General features: G+C 38.8%; 13 protein-coding genes and 1 other RNA gene. 10 read left to right on the top strand and 4 right to left on the bottom strand.

From position 1 onward, the window contains the following. Positions 1-107: 107 nt before the first annotated feature. Both AB2B47_RS04870 and AB2B47_RS04865 read left to right on the top strand, forming a co-directional pair. Complete coding sequence (locus tag AB2B47_RS04870) at positions 108-2,003, top strand: DUF2207 domain-containing protein (RefSeq protein ID WP_320693753.1); 1,896 nt, start codon at positions 108-110, stop codon at positions 2,001-2,003. Positions 2,004-2,065: 62 nt separating this feature from the next. Continuing rightward, the gene (locus AB2B47_RS04865; RefSeq protein WP_006152099.1) at positions 2,066-2,911 is read left to right on the top strand and encodes an undecaprenyl-diphosphate phosphatase; all 846 of its coding nucleotides are present in this window, start codon (positions 2,066-2,068) and stop codon (positions 2,909-2,911) included. Between the two features lie 34 nt (positions 2,912-2,945). Here the strand turns inward: AB2B47_RS04865 and dinB are convergent, their stop codons facing one another. Next, positions 2,946-4,007, bottom strand: coding sequence for a DNA polymerase IV (gene dinB, locus AB2B47_RS04860; RefSeq protein WP_006151678.1), 1,062 nt, complete (start codon positions 4,005-4,007; stop codon positions 2,946-2,948). Positions 4,008-4,245: 238 nt separating this feature from the next. Between dinB and pflB the strand changes: the two genes are divergently transcribed. Further along, positions 4,246-6,561, top strand: coding sequence for a formate C-acetyltransferase (pflB, locus tag AB2B47_RS04855; RefSeq protein WP_006151871.1), 2,316 nt, complete (start codon positions 4,246-4,248; stop codon positions 6,559-6,561). A gap of 404 nt (positions 6,562-6,965) precedes the next feature. Next, the gene (locus AB2B47_RS04850; protein WP_006151750.1) at positions 6,966-9,068 is read left to right on the top strand and encodes an AAA family ATPase; all 2,103 of its coding nucleotides are present in this window, start codon (positions 6,966-6,968) and stop codon (positions 9,066-9,068) included. 59 nt (positions 9,069-9,127) lie between these two features. Here AB2B47_RS04850 and AB2B47_RS04845 read toward each other — a convergent pair whose 3' ends face one another. Further along, a complete protein-coding gene (locus tag AB2B47_RS04845) occupies positions 9,128-9,610 on the bottom strand; it encodes an S-ribosylhomocysteine lyase (protein ID WP_006151868.1) in 483 nt (160 codons plus the stop codon). A 205-nt stretch (positions 9,611-9,815) separates the two neighbouring features. On the opposite strand from AB2B47_RS04845, the gene AB2B47_RS04840 reads away from it, so the two are divergent. Further along, positions 9,816-11,798: a peptide ABC transporter substrate-binding protein gene (locus AB2B47_RS04840; RefSeq protein ID WP_320693752.1), complete on the top strand. Its 1,983-nt coding sequence runs from the start codon at positions 9,816-9,818 to the stop codon at positions 11,796-11,798. A gap of 79 nt (positions 11,799-11,877) precedes the next feature. Here AB2B47_RS04840 and pbp1a read toward each other — a convergent pair whose 3' ends face one another. Together pbp1a and recU are read right to left on the bottom strand one after the other, a co-directional pair. Continuing rightward, a complete protein-coding gene (gene pbp1a, locus AB2B47_RS04835) occupies positions 11,878-14,001 on the bottom strand; it encodes a penicillin-binding protein PBP1A (RefSeq protein ID WP_320693751.1) in 2,124 nt (707 codons plus the stop codon). Next, positions 13,998-14,594 carry a Holliday junction resolvase RecU gene (gene recU, locus AB2B47_RS04830; protein ID WP_006150093.1) on the bottom strand — a complete coding sequence of 199 codons (597 nt, stop codon included), beginning with the start codon at positions 14,592-14,594 and terminating at the stop codon, positions 13,998-14,000. Before recU ends, pbp1a begins: the two co-directional genes overlap by 4 nt. A gap of 67 nt (positions 14,595-14,661) precedes the next feature. Here recU and AB2B47_RS04825 point away from each other — a divergent pair, with 67 nt between their 5' ends. From AB2B47_RS04825 to mapZ, 5 genes are all read left to right on the top strand, one after another. Then, positions 14,662-15,189, top strand: a complete 528-nt coding sequence (locus AB2B47_RS04825) for an SLOG family protein (protein WP_006152179.1) — start codon at positions 14,662-14,664, stop codon at positions 15,187-15,189. Positions 15,190-15,258: 69 nt separating this feature from the next. Then, on the top strand, positions 15,259-15,594 hold the full coding sequence (gene gpsB, locus AB2B47_RS04820) for a cell division regulator GpsB (RefSeq protein ID WP_006152068.1): 336 nt from the start codon (positions 15,259-15,261) through the stop codon (positions 15,592-15,594). An 18-nt stretch (positions 15,595-15,612) separates the two neighbouring features. After that, positions 15,613-15,994, top strand: an RNA gene (rnpB, locus tag AB2B47_RS04815) — RNase P RNA component class B. A gap of 82 nt (positions 15,995-16,076) precedes the next feature. Further along, positions 16,077-17,255 (top strand): THUMP domain-containing class I SAM-dependent RNA methyltransferase, encoded by a 1,179-nt coding sequence (locus AB2B47_RS04810; protein ID WP_006151949.1) that lies wholly within the window; start codon positions 16,077-16,079, stop codon positions 17,253-17,255. After that, entirely contained in the window at positions 17,248-18,699 is a 1,452-nt protein-coding gene (gene mapZ, locus AB2B47_RS04805) for a cell division site-positioning protein MapZ (protein WP_320693750.1), read from the top strand. Before AB2B47_RS04810 ends, mapZ begins: the two co-directional genes overlap by 8 nt. The last annotated feature ends 10 nt before the right edge of the window (positions 18,700-18,709 follow it).

Raw genomic sequence — 18,709 nt, 5'->3', positions numbered from 1 at the left:
AAATGGCTCCCTCTATTGTATCTAAAAATGGTGAGATTTTCAATACAAGTAAACCTTAACTTCTAAAAAATGATATAATAGTGAAAAAACATGAAAGGGAATGTAAGATGAAAAAGAGATGGCTTCTTGCTCTGGTATTTACTTGTTTGCTATTTGTACCTCGTCTAGTTTTTGCAGTAGACTTCGATATTCTGTCCTATAAGGGTGATTTGAATATTCATGCAGATAATACAGCAGTTTTTAAAGAAACAATTACCTACCATTTTAAAGATGATTTTAATGGTCAATTGATTGGGCTCGGTAAAGCAGGGAAGATGCCAAAGGGATTTGAGATTGATGATGATCCAACTGTCCTCGTATCTAAAAATGGGCAAATCGTTCAAGATGTCCTTTCATATACTAAGGAAGAAGAGGATGGCTACAAGGTCACCATTTTTAATCCAGGAAAAACAGGAGATACTGTTCGTGTGACTGTTACTTGGCAACTTAAAAATCTTCTTTTCTTATATCAGGATATTGCTGAGCTGAATTGGCAACCACTGACAGATAGTTCAGGGAATATCAAAGATCTGGAATTTCGAGTAACTTCAGATAGTCCGGCAGAGAAACTCTTTTTCCATACTGGTCAACTCCTCAATGAGGGAAAGGTTGAAAAAGTAAATGATATCTACTGGGTGAAGATGAAAAATCTTCCTAAAAATCGTCAGATTGAACTTCATGCCTATTGGCCAAGAGAGGCTTTCTCAAGCGCTCCGACTCAAGGACTGGAAGAAGATAATATAAGCAACTTTAAAAGAGTTGAGGTAGAAATAAAGGCCGATAAAGTACACGCTAAGGTCATGATAAAATGGATTTTTCCAATCTTCTTTATGGCTCTCTTACTAGTAACGGTCCACTATTATAGAGAATTTCGTCAGCATACGACTCTTAAAAAGGTATATCCAAAGAATCATCGTCTCTACGAACCCCCAATGGACCTACCTCCAATGGTTTTGTCAGAAGCAATCTATTCAACATCCTTAGAGGAAGTTAGTCCTCTAAATAAGCAGAAGTTTGGGAAATTCACCTTTGAACAACTAATTCAGGCAACCTTATTAGATTTAGTCGATCGAGGGCATTTATCTATTTTTGAGGGTGAAGAAGAGCCGTGGCTGAGAATTAATAGCGAAAAAGGTTTGTCAAATTTTGAGAAGGAGTGTCTGCGGATGACCCTTTCTACAAATAAAGAATTGGCTCTTTCAGACCTTTTCCCTGAATATCAAGTTTCTTCTGGTTTGTTCCATGGAGCTAAGGAAGCTGATGAGAAGCATATTCGAGAATTCGGCATGCACCTCAAGCGTTCCTTTGAGAGACGACTTGAACGCATGCAAAGTTGTGTTCGAGACAAGGTGAAAATTTTACGAATTCCAAGTTATTATCGACCTTTAACGGAAAAAGAAAATAATCTTGTGAAAAAAATGAAAGTCTGTTCAGCTATAACAGGTTTAATAGGCTTTCTTATCTTTTACTATAGTCTGCGAACGCGTGGTTATTTTTCACTCCCTTTACTTTTCCTCGGTTTAATGGGATTGCTAGCCAGTGCCTTGGTTCATTTTGTGACTAGAGGACCTTCTCGTGATGGAGTCTTAAATGAAGAGGGAGCAGAAGCCTATTACCTTTGGACAAGTTTTGAAAATATGCTTCGGGATATTGCTCATCTTGATAAGGCTGAACTAGAGAGTATTGCACTTTGGAATCGTCTTTTGGTCTATGCAACTCTCTATGGATACGCTAAGAAGGTGAATAAAATCATGAAACTTCACAATATTCAACTTGAAAATGCTGCTATGAATCTTTATGTATCTTGTGGGTGGGATAAACAATTTCACACATCTGCTACTCAAATCAATTTGTACACCTCAGTCGCAAATACAGCAAGTACCTTTTCTGTATCATCCGGAAGCGGTAGCTCTGGTGGTGGTTTCTCAGGCGGTGGCGGTGGTGGAAGTGTTGGTGCTTTCTAAAGAAAACTAAACACATCCTTTAAAAGTATGATATAATGGAGGATAGAAAAAAGGAGTAATCTATGTATTTTTTTGAAATTTTAAAAGCTATCTTTTTTGGAATTGTTGAAGGAATCACGGAGTGGCTGCCGATTTCAAGTACTGGCCACTTGATTTTAGCACAAGAGTTTATCCAGTTTAAAGATCAAAATGAAACTTTTATGTCTATGTTTAATGTCGTCATTCAACTGGGTGCAATCTTAGCCGTTATGGTTATCTACTTTAACAAGCTTAATCCCTTCAAACCAGGTAAGGATAAAGTTCAAGTTCGTAGAACCTGGCAATTATGGTCCAAAGTATTTGTGGCTACACTTCCTTTATTAGCCGTTTTTAAATTTGATGATTGGTTTGAAACCCATTTCTATAATAAAGTTTCAGTAGCCATCATGTTGATTGTTTATGGGGTTGCCTTCATCTATCTTGAAAAACGTAATAAAGCGCAAGCGATTGAGCCAACAGTCACTGATTTAGATAAATTACCTTATAAAACAGCATTGTATATCGGTCTTTTCCAAGTCTTGGCCCTTCTACCAGGGACTAGCCGTTCCGGAGCAACTATCGTAGGTGGTTTGTTAAATGGAACTAGTCGTTCAGTGGTAACAGAATTTACCTTCTATCTAGGAATTCCAGTTATGTTTGGAGCCAGCGCTTTGAAGATTTTTAAATTTATCAAAGCGGGAGAAGTCTTGAGTTTTGGTCAATTCTTCTTGCTCTTGGTAGCCATGGTAGTGGCTTTTGCAGTCAGCATGGTTGCCATTCGTTTCTTGACTAGCTATGTCAAAAAACACGACTTTACAGTGTTTGGTAAATACCGTATTGTCCTTGGTAGTGTGTTACTACTTTATAGCTTTGTTCGATTATTTGTATAAGAAAAAACCTTGAGGGTAGATTCCTTCAAGGTTTTTAAAATCCTGTCACAGTGACTCCTAATAAACGGACGCCCTTGTCTTTATCACTCAGTGTTTCATAGAGTTGGATAATGCTTTGAGCAATTTCTTCAGAGTCTTGTGTTTGTTGATTCAGTGTTTTTCGTTTTGTTAAAGTAGAAAAGTCAGCATAGCGGATTTTCAAAATGACGATCTTACCACTTTTCTCATATTTTTGAAGACTAAGAGCAACTTTTTCCGAAAGAAGAGTTAGCTCTTTTTTAATATCTTCATCTAGACTTAGAATCTTACTGTAAGTTTTTTCTTTACCAATAGACTTACGGATACGATTGGATTTGACGGGAGAATTATCAATGCCACGAGCTTTGCGATACAGATCAAAACCGAGTCTTCCGAAACGATCAATGAGAGTGATTTCAGAAACCTCTAAAAGGTCAGTACCCGTATATACACCCATTTGATGGAGTTTCTCAACTGTTTTCTTGCCCACACCGTGGAACTTAGCGATATCCATTTGTTTGAGAAAATCTTCAGCTTCATCAGGAAGAATGACTGTCAAACCACGAGGCTTTTGATAGTCACTTGCCATTTTAGCTAAAAATTTATTGTATGATACACCAGCAGAAGCTGTTAATTGTAATTCATTCCAGATATCCTGCTGAATTAAACGAGCAATTTTAACAGCAGATTTGATACCAAGCTTGTTTTCAGTTACATCTAGATAAGCTTCATCGATACTCATAGGTTCAATTTTATCCGTATATCGTTTAAAAATAGCTCGAATCTGTTGGCCAACAGTAGTATATTTTTCGTAGTTCCCAGAAATAAAAATAGCTTGAGGACAGCGTTCATAAGCCTCTTTGGAACTCATGGCTGAGTGAATGCCGAATGCTCTGGCTTCATAACTACAGGTTGAAACAACACCCCGACCACCTGTTTTCCTAGGGTCGCTACCAATAATAACGGGTTTGCCTTTAAGTTTAGGATTGTCACGAATTTCTACAGCAGCAAAAAAGGCATCCATGTCAATATGGATAATTTTACGGGATAAATCATTCATCAGTGGAAATATCAGCATGGACTGTCCTTTCTTTGATAGATTTTCTAGCCTTATTATACCTTTTTTCTGAAAAAATGGGAAATGGCCATTTCTTTTTCAAAAATATACTACAGTTAACACTAAAATAACAACTGTATTATAAAAGAAAGTGCCTAAAAAGTGTGATTTCACTTGTTGAAATCGTTTACTGTGTGGTATACTGAATACATGAATGTAACAGATGACTGTTACTAGAAAGATAAAAGAGGACATTAACATGGTTGTTAAGACAGTTGTTGAAGCACAGGACATTTTTGACAAAGCCTGGGAAGGCTTTAAAGGTGTTGACTGGAAAGAAAAAGCAAGTGTATCACGCTTTGTACAAGCAAACTACACACCTTATGATGGTGATGAAAGCTTCCTTGCAGGACCAACAGAGCGTTCACTTCACATCAAAAAAATCGTAGAAGAAACTAAAGCACACTACGAAGAAACTCGTTTCCCAATGGACACTCGTCCAACATCTATCGCTGATATCCCTGCAGGATTCATCGACAAAGAAAACGAAGTTATTTATGGTATCCAAAATGATGAACTCTTCAAATTGAACTTCATGCCAAAAGGTGGTATCCGTATGGCTGAAACTACTTTGAAGGAAAATGGATATGAACCAGACCCAGCTGTTCACGAAATTTTCACAAAATATGTAACAACTGTTAACGACGGTATCTTCCGTGCTTACACTTCAAACATCCGTCGTGCTCGCCACGCTCACACTGTAACTGGTCTTCCAGATGCATACTCACGTGGACGTATCATTGGTGTGTACGCACGTCTTGCTCTTTACGGTGCAGACTACTTGATGCAAGAAAAAGTAAACGATTGGAACTCAATCGAAGAAATCGATGAAGAGACAATCCGTCTTCGTGAAGAAATCAACCTTCAATATCAAGCATTGCAACAAGTTGTACGCTTGGGTGATCTTTACGGAGTTGACGTTCGCAAACCAGCGATGAACGTTAAAGAAGCTATCCAATGGGTAAACATTGCCTTCATGGCTGTCTGCCGTGTTATCAACGGTGCAGCTACATCTCTAGGACGTGTGCCAATCGTATTGGATATCTACGCAGAACGTGACCTTGCTCGTGGTACATTTACTGAATCAGAAATCCAAGAATTTGTTGATGATTTCGTTATGAAACTTCGTACAGTTAAATTTGCTCGTACAAAAGCTTATGACCAATTGTACTCAGGTGACCCAACCTTCATCACAACTTCTATGGCTGGTATGGGTAACGACGGTCGTCACCGTGTTACTAAGATGGACTACCGTTTCTTGAATACTCTTGATAACATCGGTAACTCTCCAGAACCAAACTTGACAGTTCTTTGGACTGACAAATTGCCATACAACTTCCGTCGCTACTGTATGCACATGAGCCACAAACACTCTTCAATCCAATACGAAGGTGTTACAACAATGGCTAAAGATGGATACGGTGAAATGAGCTGTATCTCATGTTGTGTGTCTCCACTTGACCCAGAAAACGAAGAACAACGTCACAACATCCAGTACTTCGGTGCTCGCGTTAACGTTCTTAAAGCTCTTCTTACTGGTTTGAACGGTGGTTACGACGATGTTCATAAAGACTATAAAGTATTTGACATCGAACCAATCCGTGACGAAGTTCTTGAATTCGAATCAGTTAAAGCAAACTTTGAAAAATCTCTTGACTGGTTGACTGACACTTACGTAGATGCTTTGAACATCATCCACTACATGACTGATAAGTACAACTACGAAGCTGTTCAAATGGCCTTCTTGCCAACTAAACAACGTGCTAACATGGGATTCGGTATCTGTGGATTTGCGAACACTGTTGATACATTGTCAGCTATCAAGTACGCTACAGTTAAACCAATCCGTGACGAAAATGGCTACATCTACGATTACGAAACAATCGGTGAATACCCACGTTGGGGTGAAGATGACCCACGTTCAAACGAATTGGCAGAATGGTTGATCGAAGCTTACACAACTCGTCTACGTAGCCACAAACTTTACAAAGACGCAGAAGCTACTGTATCACTTTTGACAATCACATCTAATGTTGCTTACTCTAAACAAACTGGTAACTCACCAGTCCACAAAGGTGTATACCTCAACGAAGATGGTTCTGTGAACTTGTCTAAACTTGAATTCTTCTCACCAGGTGCTAACCCATCTAACAAAGCTAAAGGTGGATGGTTGCAAAACTTGAACTCACTTGCTAGCCTTGACTTTGGTTATGCAGCTGATGGTATCTCATTGACAACTCAAGTTTCACCACGTGCTCTTGGTAAAACTCGTGACGAACAAGTTGATAACTTGGTAACAATCCTTGATGGTTACTTCGAAAACGGTGGACAACACGTTAACTTGAACGTTATGGACTTGAACGATGTTTACGAAAAGATCATGTCAGGTGAAGACGTAATCGTACGTATCTCTGGATACTGTGTAAACACTAAATACCTCACTCCAGAACAAAAAACTGAATTAACACAACGTGTCTTCCACGAAGTTCTTTCAATGGATGATGCATTGAGCTAAGATTTATAAATAGTAAATCAAAAACCAGTCACTCTGACTGGTTTTTTTGTTATAAAAATTTTTTAAAAAAAATTAGTCAAATTTAGTCAAAACTCTTGACTAAAACTGACCAAAGTGATATACTAAGAACATAAGGATAAGGAAAGTCCTTAGAAAACCTTGATTTTAAGGTGATTGCATATACTATCTTAAGATCAAAGTATGGGTAAAACCTAGAAAAGAGGTACAACCTATGGTTAACATTAGTATTTTTAGAAGTCCAATCGAAAAACCTGTATTGGATAAAGAAAAACCTGAAATTATACGTAGAGTAGCAAATAGCTAGTCTAAATTTTTTAAAACAAAGGTCAGAGAAAGTCAAAATGTTTTGACTAAATAAATTTGAAACAAACGAGGTATGAAATATGAATAACAACTTTAATAACTTTAACAACATGGATGATTTATTTAACCAATTAATGGGTGGTATGCGTGGATATAGTTCAGAAAACCGTCGTTACTTGATTAACGGTCGTGAAGTAACACCTGAAGAATTCGCTATTTACCGTCAAACCGGTCAACTTCCAAGCGAAGGAAGTGAACAAGCTCAGTACGTTCAAGGTAAAGGTATGAAACAAGATGGGATTCTTGCAAAACTTGGACGTAACTTAACAGCAGAAGCACGTGAAGGGAAGCTGGATCCGGTTATTGGACGTAACAAGGAAATTCAAGAAACATCTGAAATCCTTTCTCGTCGTACAAAGAATAACCCAGTTCTAGTAGGTGATGCTGGTGTTGGTAAAACGGCAGTAGTAGAAGGTTTGGCCCAAGCTATTGTGAATGGAGACGTTCCAGCAGCAATCAAGAACAAAGAAATCATTTCAATTGATATTTCTGGACTTGAAGCTGGTACTCAATACCGTGGTAGCTTTGAAGAAAACATTCAAAACTTGGTAAACGAGGTTAAAGAAGCTGGAAATATTATCCTCTTCTTCGATGAAATCCACCAAATCCTTGGTGCAGGTAGCACAGGTGATGGTCAAGGATCTAAAGGACTTGCTGATATCTTGAAACCAGCTCTTTCACGTGGGGAATTGACAGTGATTGGTGCAACAACTCAAGATGAATATCGCAACACTATTTTGAAAAATGCTGCTCTAGCTCGTCGTTTCAACGAGGTGAAAGTTAATGCTCCATCTGCTGAAGATACTTTCAAGATTCTCCAAGGGATCCGTGATCTTTATCAACAACACCACAATGTTATTTTGCCAGATGAAGTCTTGAAAGCTGCCGTTGATTACTCTGTTCAATATATTCCACAACGTAGCTTGCCAGATAAGGCTATTGATCTTGTCGATGTGACCGCTGCTCACTTGGCAGCACAACACCCAGTGACAGATGTACATGCAGTTGAGCACGAAATTCAAGCGGAAAAAGCTAAACAAGAAGAAGCTGCTGCAAAAGAAGATTACGAAGCAGCTCTAAATGCAAAAGTTCGTATCGAAGAACTTGAAAAGCAAATTGCTAACCATACAGAAGATCACAAGGTTACAGCGACTGTAAATGACGTAGCTGAGTCTGTAGAACGTATGACAGGTATTCCTGTTTCACAAATGGGTGCAACTGATATTGAACGTTTGAAAGATATGGGCCACCGTTTGCAAACTAAGGTTATCGGTCAAGACAAGGCTGTTGAAGCCGTTGCCAAAGCGATCCGTCGAAACCGTGCTGGTTTTGATGAAGGTAACCGTCCAATCGGTAGCTTCCTCTTTGTAGGTCCTACTGGTGTTGGTAAGACTGAGTTGGCTAAACAATTGGCTCTTGATATGTTCGGAACGAAAGATGCTATCATCCGTTTGGACATGTCAGAATATAGCGACCGTACAGCCGTTTCTAAATTGATTGGTACAACAGCTGGTTATGTTGGTTATGATGACAATAACAATACTTTGACAGAACGTGTTCGCCGTAACCCATACTCAATCGTCCTTCTCGACGAAATTGAAAAGGCTGACCCTCAAGTCATTACTCTTCTTCTTCAAGTCTTGGATGATGGTCGTTTGACAGATGGTCAAGGTAACACTGTCAACTTCAAGAATACGGTGATTATCGCAACTTCAAACGCGGGCTTTGGTTACGAAACTAACTTGACAGAAGATGCTGATAAACCAGAACTCATGGATCGATTGAAACCATACTTCCGTCCAGAATTCCTCAACCGTTTCAACGCTGTGATTGAATTCTCACACTTGAGCAAGGAAGACCTTTCTAAGATTGTTGACTTGATGTTGATTGATGTCAATAAGACACTTTCTAAGAAAGAAATTGACTTGGCAGTGAGCGATGCAGCCAAAGAATACATGACTGAAGAAGGTTATGATGAAGTTATGGGTGTTCGTCCACTCCGTCGAGTAGTTGAACAACAAATCCGTGATAAAGTAACAGACTTCCATTTGGATAATCTTGATGCTAAACACCTAGAAGCTGATATGGAAGATGGTGTCTTGGTCATTCGTGAAAAAGCCTAAATCAAGATTTAGAAAATAAAAAAAGGAACCAGTTCAAAAGCTGGTTTCTTTTTTTATTATTAGATAACATGACGTTCAAAGGCATCGTCTGAGATTCCTTGTTGGAGAATTAATTTTGCCCATTCTTTAGCCGAGAAGAGGCTGTGGTCCTTATAGTTTCCACAAGACTCAATGGTTGTTCCAGGAACATCTTCCCAAGTTGTAGTCTCAGCGATTTCCTTTAGTGAATCCTTGATGACAGCAGCGATTTCAGCGCTAGTATGACGTCCCCACATAATCATATGAAACCCTGTACGACAACCAAATGGTGAACAATCAATCATACCGTCGATGCGAGTACGGATTAGTTTAGCCAAGAGGTGCTCAATTGTATGAAGTCCAGCAGTAGGGATAGAGTCTTCATTTGGTTGAACCAAGCGGATATCAAAGTTAGAAATGATATCTCCTTTCGGTCCAGTCTCTTCTCCAATCAATCGGACATAAGGAGCTTTTACAATCGTATGGTCTAGTTCAAAACTTTCAACAATAACTTCTTTTGACATGGTATTTCCTTTCAACTTTCTTCTTTTATTATATCATAAAGATATAGTTGATAAATGTCAATGATTGAAATTTTCCTAAAAAGATTTTCATATTAGAAATGGAGGAAGAAAATATTTTCAAATCAATTTGAAAAATTCTGAAAATTGTATTGACACATGGCTGAAAAGGGACTATAATGTATAAAAAGTCATAAAGGAGTTTATTATGAAATTTTCAAAAGTAATGGCCCTAGCAGGAGTGACTCTGTTAGCGTCAGGTGTTTTGGCAGCTTGTTCAGGTTCAGGCTCTAGTGCAAAAGGTGAGAAAACTTTTTCTTACGTTTATGAAACAGATCCAGACAACCTCAACTATCTGACAACAGGTAAGGCTGCAACTGCTAATATCACTAGTAACGTCATTGACGGTTTGATGGAAAATGACCGCTATGGAAACTTTGTGCCATCTATGGCAGAAGACTGGTCAGTATCTCAAGATGGTTTGACTTACACTTATACAATCCGTAAAGATGCTAAGTGGTACACTTCTGAAGGTGAAGAGTATGCACCTGTGAAAGCTCAAGACTTTGTAACAGGTCTTAAATATGCAGCTGATAATAAGTCAGAAGCCCTTTATCTTGTTCAAGAATCTATTAAAGGTCTTGACGCTTATGTCAAAGGTGAAGTAAAAGATTTCTCAGAAGTTGGAATCAAGGCAATTGATGATCAAACTGTTCAATACACTTTGAATAAACCAGAAACCTTCTGGAACTCTAAGACAACCATGGGTATTCTTGCACCAGTCAATGAAGAATTCCTTACTTCTAAAGGAAGTGACTTTGCCAAAGCAACTGATCCAAGCAGTATTCTTTACAATGGTCCTTTCTTGTTGAAATCATTGGTAGCAAAATCTTCAGTAGAATTTGAAAAGAATCCAAACTACTGGGATAAGGACAATGTTCATATTGATAAAGTAAAACTATCATTCTGGGATGGTCAAGATACAGGCAAACTTGCAGACACCTTTAAGGATGGCGGCTTCTCAATGGCTCGTCTCTTCCCAACAAGTGCAGGATATCCTGAACTTGAAAAAGAGTTTAAGGATAACATCGTTTATACACCACAAGATTCTGCAACTTTCTTAGTTGGGACAAATATTGACCGTCAGTCTTACAAGTACACTTCTAAGACTACGGATGAACAAAAGACATCAACTAAAAAAGCTCTCCTAAACAAAGACTTCCGTCAAGCCATCGCCTTTGGTTTTGATAGAACTGCTTATGCTTCTCAAGTAAATGGAGAAAGTGGAGCAAGCAAACTTCTTCGTAACTTGTTCGTACCACCAGCTTTCGTACAAGCTGATGGTAAAAACTTTGGTGAATTAGTTAAAGAAAAATTGGTAACCTATGGTGACGAGTGGAAAGATGTGAATCTAGATGACGCTCAAGATGGTCTATACAATCCTGAAAAAGCGAAAGCAGAATTTGCTAAAGCTAAGACAGCTCTCCAAGCAGAAGGCGTTCAATTCCCAATTCACTTGGATATGCCAGTTGATCAAACTAATACTACAAAAGTTCAACGTGTTCAGTCATTGAAACAATCACTTGAAGCAACATTAGGAACTGACAATGTTGTCATTGACATTCAACAACTTCAAAAAGATGAAGTCTTAAATGTTACCTACTTTGCTGAAACAGCTGCTGGAGAAGATTGGGATCTCTCAGATAACGTTGGATGGTCTCCAGACTACATTGACCCATCTACTTACCTTGATATCATCAAACCATCTGTTGGTGAAAATACTAAAACTTATCTAGGATTTGATGCTGGTACAAACAACGCCGCTGCCAAACAAGTTGGTTTGGAAGATTACGAAAAGATGGTTGTTGAAGCTGACAATGAAGTCACAGATGTTTCAAAACGTTATGATAAATATGCCGCTGCCCAAGCTTGGTTGACAGATAGCGCTTTGATTATTCCAACAACTTCTCAAACTGGACGTCCAATGTTGTCTAAGATGGTGCCATTCACCCTTCCATTTGCATACTCAGGTAACAAGGGTATGAGTGAAGCCCTCTTGTACAAGTACCTTGAACTTCAAGATAAACCAGTAACTGCTGATGAATATCAAAAAGCTCAAGATAAATGGAAGAAAGAAAAAGAAGAATCTAATAAAAAAGCGCAAGAAGATCTTGCAAACCATGTAAAATAAAAAAAGGTGGAGTTAGTCATTAACTCCACCTTTTTCATTAATAAAAGACCTAGAAAACATCTTCCTAGGTCTTATAAGATTATTGTTGTCCTTGAGGATTTTGATTTTGATTTGTATTTGGAACAGTTTGGTTTTGTCCATTATTTGGGCTAGTAGTTTCAGCTACTGTAGTTTGATTTTCGGTTGTTGTAGTAGGAGCTTCTGTAGTAGCTTGTTGGGTTGTTTGAGGGATCCAGTTACTACGAGCGCCAACTTTGAAAACATACTCACCATTACGATATAGACCTTCAGGCATTGTCCAATCACCTGGGTGATCATCCTCGGAAAGGTACTCCATCATTGATCGGTAGATGTTGGCCGCTACTCTAAATCCATCTCCTTCGATTGGAGTGAGGCGGTTTGAATAACCGGTCCAGACAGCCATTGAATATTTGCGGGTATATCCTACAAACATTTCATCAGGTGCGACATAATCGTATCTCTTAATGTAATTTTCAATTTCATCATCTGTATAGTTAGATGTACCCGTCTTACCTGCTTGAGGTAACCAAGACATATAGGCACCACGACCAGTTCCGTAGGTTAATACGGTTTTCATCATTTCTGTCATCATATAGGCAGTAGTCTCTTTCATGGCACGTGAGCCAGGATCAGAGTACTCTTTTGAACTACCGTCACTAAAGACAATCTTGTTGATATACATTGGCTTATGGTAGATACCACCGTTAGCAAAAGCAGCGTAAGCAGCAGCCATTTTCTCACTACTTGCTCCGTACTTTTTGTTTGACTCAGTCGTGTTACTTGAAATAGCGTTGGCATAGTGCATATCCGGATAGTCAATACCTAAACCATTCAAGAAAGTCTTGGCTTTGTCTAATCCAACCTTTTCAAGTGTTTCAACGGCAGGTACGTTACGCGATTGTTGGATTGCATATTGTAGTGTGATGTTTCCATAGTATGCTTTATCCCAGTTATAAACAGGAATATCTGTTCCAGGATAGTTATAAGGGGCATCTTTTATGATTGCTGCGGTAGAGTCGTAAATTCCGTATTCAAGTGCAGGTGCATAATCTGTGATTGGTTTCATAGTAGAACCCCAGTCACGGTTGGTTTCAACGGCCTGATTGAGTCCGAAGGATACATTACTTGACTGGTGTCTTGAACCAAGCTGAGCAATAACTTTACCATTTGTAACGTCTACGATAGTAGAAGCTGCTTGAAGTTCATCATCCGGATAATAAACATACTCATCTGTGTTGTATACATCCCAAAGACGCTTTTGAACGTCTTGGTCTACGTTAGTGTAGACATCCATTCCAGTAGTTAAAAGGTTGTAGCCTGTCTCTGTTTCAACTTGTTCAATCACTTCTTTGAGGTAATTGTCTAAGTATGGAGGATAGGAGTTGCTTCCTTTCAGACTTTGTAAACCATCAGTAATAGGTGTATTTATAGCCGTTTCATATTGTTCAGCTGTTAAATAACCTTGCTTTTGCATCTCTGATAGGACTAGATTACGACGTTCTGTTGCTTCTTCTGGATGAGAATAAGGATCGTATTGGTTAGGTGCCTGTGGCATTCCGGCTAGAAGAGCGAGTTGTGGAATTGATAGGTCTTTTAAATCTTTACCATAGTAACTTTGAGCTGCAGTTTGCATACCATAGTTACCATTTGACATGTATACCTTATTGATGTAATATGTCAAAATTTCCTGTTTAGTTGCAGTTCTTTCTAACTGAATAGCTAGCCAAGCTTCTTGGGCCTTACGTGCGATTGTTTGGTCTGATGAAGAAGTTGAGAAATATGTCAGCTTAATCAACTGCTGCGTCAAGGTTGAACCACCTTGGAGGCCACCTCTACTAGTTAAGTTTCGCAGGAAAGCTCCAGCTATTCGAATGCTATCGATTCCTCTATGGTTAAAAAAACGGTGATCCTCGATAGAGACAATTGCATTGACCAGTTCAATAGGAATTTCATTGCTTTGAGCATTGACACGACGCTCGGCTCCTAAGTCAGCAATCAATTCGTTTTTACTGTCGTAAATTTTACTTGAAGTTGTTGCGACAAGTTTGCTTTCAGAAAGTTCTGGTGCTTTAGATACATAGTAGAAGAAGACACTTCCACCAATCAATATTGCAGCAATAAAGGCTGCTAAAAATCCAATTCCTAGATATTTAGCAATGCGCCAGATAAGTTGTTTGTTCATATTGTTTTACCACCTAGTAAATGTTGTTTGACGATATCGAGATAAGGTATTTGAGGGAAGGCTTGTTGTTCAATCACATAACCATGCTCTCGAATATAATCAAGCGGCATTGATTTTTTCCCCATATCCTGTTGATAAAAACGGATAAGGTCAATCGCCGGTAATAAATATGTTTCCTGATAAGAAGAAAAATGGATTAGGACGAAGCAAATTCCCTTTTGTTCAAGAACCTGTTCCATATGCTGTATCTGATGAGAATGGAAGTTCTTCATCGGGAAAGCATTTTTTTGTCTGGTTTCCTTTGCTTCGAAATCGATGTAAAATCCTTCATAAACACCCGAGTAGTCAGTAGTTGAAGCTTGTCTAAAATAGGCTTCAACAATTTTAGCGCGACTCCGTTGAGGGTAGTCGACCCGAACAATCTGAACTGGGGTTGGCTTTTTGTGAATGACTGCTATTCCATGTGATAGATAGTAGTCATTGGTAGCATTAATCATCTTTTCAAAGCTCATACCTCGATTTGCGAAATTTTTAGTTTGAGGTAGAGAAGTTTTGCTTGGTTTAGATGAAAGTTTATGTGGATAGTTGACCATAGTCCTCCTTATTGGTACAATAACATCACTCTATTATACCACAAAGGTTTTCAGAAAGGGTGAAAAAATGCATACAGCCTTGGTTTTGGGATACTCAGCTTTTGATTTGGGAGTGTTTAACGAAAAGGACATTCGCTTAAAAATTATCAAAAAAGCCATTCGAAGAGATTTGGAAAGATTGGCTGAGGAAGGGTTGCAATGGCTAGTGTTTACAGGTTCTCTTGGTTTTGAACATTGGGTTTTAGAAGTCGCCAAGGAAATGAAAGATGACTATGGATTTCAACTAGCGACTATTTTTGATTTTGAAACACATGGATCGAATTGGAATGAAGCAAATCAGATCAAATTGAGTGATTTTAAACAGGTCGATTTTATCAAGTATGCCTATCCGGCTTATGAGCATAAAAGCCAATTGAGAGATTACCAGATTTTTTTACTTGAAAATACAGATGGAGCCTATCTTTTTTATGATCAAGAAAACGAAACAAAACTGAGATTTTTTTACGAACTGATGAAAAAGAAAGACAACTATATTACAAAAAGATTAACATTTGAGGATTTAAACGAAATAGCCGAAAATTTTTCCGAAAATTGAGGCTTTGACCTTGCTTTTTGTTTGCCTTTTTTTATATAATAATACTAGTAACTGAGAATGGAGAGAGACATGGCAAGTATTATTTTTACAGCAAAGGATATTTTTGAGCAGGATTTCGGAAGAGAAGTACGTGGATACAGTAAAGCAGAGGTAGATGAATTCTTAGATGACGTTATCAAGGATTATGAAACTTATGCAGCGTTGGTTAAATCATTGCGCTTGGAAGTCGCAGAATTGAAAGAACAATTGGCGAACAAACCTCAAGTGGAACCTGTATCTGTAACGTCTGAGCCTGCTGAGCTTGGAAGTACGACTTCTATGACTAACTTTGATATCTTGAAACGCTTGAATCGTCTTGAAAAAGAAGTATTTGGAAAACAAATCGTAGAAAATTCTGATTTCTAAGAATCATACAGTTGTGCAATTTTTGGATAATCGCGTGGAGAGTTTATCTTTTCATGAGGAAAGTCCATGCTAGCACAGGCTGTGATGCCTGTAGTGTTTGTGCTAGGCGAAACCATAAGCCTAGGGACGAGAAATCGTTACGGCGAGTGAATAGACTAAGTTTTCGGATATGTTTTAGTAGCTCTGAAAGTGCCACAGTGACGAAGTCTCTCTGGAAACAGAGAGAGTGGAACGCGGTAAACCCCTCAAGCTAGCAACCCAAATTTTGGTCGGGGCATGGAGTGCGCGGAAACGAACGTAGTACTCTGACTGCTAGCAGCTTCTAGCTGTTAGTGGTAGACAGATGATTATCGAAAGAAGTGGTCCTAGTCACTTCTGGAACAAAACATGGCTTATAGAAAATTGCATATAGGTTGGGGCTGAGAAATTTTCTCAACCTCATTTTTTAAAGGTGAACAAGAGAAAGGTCTTTAAAGACTGACATGAAACAAACATTTAATTTAATCGCGACTGCTGCAGCAGGCTTAGAGGCTGTTGTAGGTCGGGAAGTGCGTGCACTTGGCTATGACTGTCAAGTTGAGAATGGTCGCGTTCGCTTTGAAGGAGATGTAAAGACAATTATTGAAACCAACTTGTGGCTACGAGCTGCAGACAGGATTAAGATTGTTGTTGGGACTTTTCCCGCAAAAACATTTGAAGAACTTTTTCAAGGAGTTTTTGCCTTAGATTGGGAAAATTATTTACCACTTGGAGCGCGTTTTCCAATTTCAAAGGCTAAGTGTGTCAAATCAAAACTTCATAATGAACCTAGTGTTCAAGCTATTTCTAAAAAGGCAGTTGTCAAGAAATTGCAGAAACATTATGCTCGACCAGAAGGCGTTCCCTTGATGGAAAATGGTCCAGAGTTTAAAATAGAGGTTTCAATTCTTAAAGATGTTGCGACTATCATGATTGACACAAGTGGCTCTAGTCTTTTCAAACGAGGTTATCGTACTGAAAAAGGTGGTGCTCCTATTAAAGAGAACATGGCAGCAGCAATTCTGCAATTATCAAACTGGTATCCAGATAAATCTTTGATCGATCCAACCTGTGGTTCAGGGACCTTCTGTATTGAGGCAGCTATGATTGCTCGTAATATGGCGCCAGGCTTACGCCGTTCCTTTGCTTTCGAAGAATGGAATTGGGTTAGTGATCGTTTGATTCAGGAGATTCGTACGGAAGCTAGCAAGAAGATTAATCGTGAGATTGAGCTAGACATCATGGGCTGTGATATCGATGGCCGCATGGTGGAAATTGCTAAGGCAAATGCTCAGGCTGCAGGGGTTTCTAAGGATATCCACTTTAAGCAGATGCGCGTGCAGGATTTGCGAACAGATAAGATTAATGGAGTTATTATTTCGAATCCACCATATGGGGAACGCTTATCAGATGACGCAGGAGTAACAAAGCTCTATGCTGAGATGGGAGAGGTATTTGCACCACTTAAAACCTGGAGTAAATTTATCCTGACCAGTGATGAAGCTTTTGAAAGTAAATATGGTAGTCAGGCAGATAAAAAACGGAAACTCTATAACGGTACTTTGAAAGTTGATTTATATCAATATTTTGGTCAACGAGTGAAAAGAGAAGATGTCAAAGTAGAAAGGAATGCAAATGAGTAAGAAAAGACGCAATCGCCATCACAAGGGTGAGCAAGAATCTAAGTTTGAATTTGAAGAGGCTAAAGATTTAACGGTTGGTCAGGCTATTCGTAAGAACGAAGAAGTTGAAGCAGGTGTGACTCCAGATGATACCATCTTAGATAAATATATCAAGCAACACCGTGAAGAAATCGAAGCAGACAAATTTGAAAATTTACAAACGAAAAAAGAGGAGTCTACTCAAAGCTTGGATGATATGATCCAAGAAGTGAGAGAAACTACTGAACAAGAAAATGTGTTAAGTCCGGAAGAGGAAGCGATTGCTCTTGCAGTAGCCACAGATACAACTGAAATCGTTGCCCAAGAAGCCGAAGAAGAGGAAACCAGAGTTCTCGAGCAACCTTTTAAGGATGAATTGGAAGCTGTGGAAATGGCTGAGGTTGATAACTCCGAAGTTGCAGTGGTTTATGAGGAAAATGAAGATCAACTTCAACCATTATCTCGTTCTGCTCAAGCAGATGATGAACCACAAAATAAAAAGAAATGGGCAATTTTGTCAGCCATTATTTTGCTATTCCTCTTGATTTTTGGAGGTGGCTATTACGTTTATCGTCAGATTACGCGTTCTTCTCAAGAGCTTCAAACGAAGGCGGCGGATTCAGGTTTGGTAAGCAATCAGTCAGTCTATGAACAATTTAATACGCTCTACGACACGTTTTATACTGATGAAAACAAAACGGCTCTTAAAAATAGCCAGTTTAGTCAACTGAATCAATTGAAAGAACTTCTAGATAAACTAGAAGGAGCGAGAGAACATACTCTAGCCAAATCAAAATATGATAGTCTAGAAACTCAAATAAAGGCTATCCAAGAAGTGAACTCTCAATTTGAAACTCCAGCTATTACAGATGGTGTCTTGGATACAAATGCAAAAATCAAAGCGGATGCTAAATTCACGGAAATCAAGACTGGTAATACAGAAATTGATAAACTGCTTGATAAAGCAATCAGCCTTGGTAAGAGTCAATTAACAAGTACAACAACGGCCTCAACAACTGCTTCGACAACAGCAGCGAGCCAGGAAGCGTCAAGCCCAACAACAGAAAGCAGTCCATCTACTTCAACAAGTGATACTGCGGCATCTACTAATAGTGGCTTGTCAAGCGAAGGTGTTAATTTGCAAAGAAGCGCTAGCCGAGTACCGTATAATCAATCTGCTGTAAACGATAGTAGTAATCCTGCCTGGACCTTTGCAGATGGTGTTCTTGAACAGATCCTTGAGACATCCCGTGCGCGTGGATATATCACTGGAAACCAATATATCTTGGAACGTGTAAATATTGTGAATGGCAATGGATATTACAATCTTTATAAACCAGATGGAACTTATCTCTTCACTCTAAACTGTAAGACAGGATACTTTGTTGGGAATGGTTCTGGCCATGCGGATGATTTAGACTACTAGTCAAATTGTT

The sequence above is a fragment of the Streptococcus wuxiensis genome (genome assembly GCF_040888245.1).
Classification (GTDB): Bacteria; Bacillota; Bacilli; order Lactobacillales; family Streptococcaceae; genus Streptococcus; species Streptococcus wuxiensis.
The sequence above is the reverse complement of the archived record's forward strand: the minus strand, read 5'-3'. Positions and strand labels throughout refer to the sequence as shown.

What these genes read in the sequence shown, in the direction of transcription:
- AB2B47_RS04810 (WP_006151949.1), top strand. Translation starts at nt 16,077, where the DNA reads ATGAAACAAACATTTAATTTAATCGCGACTGCTGCAGCAGGCTTAGAG.
- AB2B47_RS04840 (WP_320693752.1), top strand. Translation starts at nt 9,816, where the DNA reads ATGAAATTTTCAAAAGTAATGGCCCTAGCAGGAGTGACTCTGTTAGCG.
- dinB (WP_006151678.1), bottom strand. Translation starts at nt 4,007, where the DNA reads ATGCTGATATTTCCACTGATGAATGATTTATCCCGTAAAATTATCCAT.
- AB2B47_RS04845 (WP_006151868.1), bottom strand. Translation starts at nt 9,610, where the DNA reads ATGTCAAAAGAAGTTATTGTTGAAAGTTTTGAACTAGACCATACGATT.
- AB2B47_RS04825 (WP_006152179.1), top strand. Translation starts at nt 14,662, where the DNA reads ATGCATACAGCCTTGGTTTTGGGATACTCAGCTTTTGATTTGGGAGTG.
- mapZ (WP_320693750.1), top strand. Translation starts at nt 17,248, where the DNA reads ATGAGTAAGAAAAGACGCAATCGCCATCACAAGGGTGAGCAAGAATCT.
- recU (WP_006150093.1), bottom strand. Translation starts at nt 14,594, where the DNA reads ATGGTCAACTATCCACATAAACTTTCATCTAAACCAAGCAAAACTTCT.
- pflB (WP_006151871.1), top strand. Translation starts at nt 4,246, where the DNA reads ATGGTTGTTAAGACAGTTGTTGAAGCACAGGACATTTTTGACAAAGCC.
- AB2B47_RS04850 (WP_006151750.1), top strand. Translation starts at nt 6,966, where the DNA reads ATGAATAACAACTTTAATAACTTTAACAACATGGATGATTTATTTAAC.
- gpsB (WP_006152068.1), top strand. Translation starts at nt 15,259, where the DNA reads ATGGCAAGTATTATTTTTACAGCAAAGGATATTTTTGAGCAGGATTTC.
- AB2B47_RS04870 (WP_320693753.1), top strand. Translation starts at nt 108, where the DNA reads ATGAAAAAGAGATGGCTTCTTGCTCTGGTATTTACTTGTTTGCTATTT.
- pbp1a (WP_320693751.1), bottom strand. Translation starts at nt 14,001, where the DNA reads ATGAACAAACAACTTATCTGGCGCATTGCTAAATATCTAGGAATTGGA.
- AB2B47_RS04865 (WP_006152099.1), top strand. Translation starts at nt 2,066, where the DNA reads ATGTATTTTTTTGAAATTTTAAAAGCTATCTTTTTTGGAATTGTTGAA.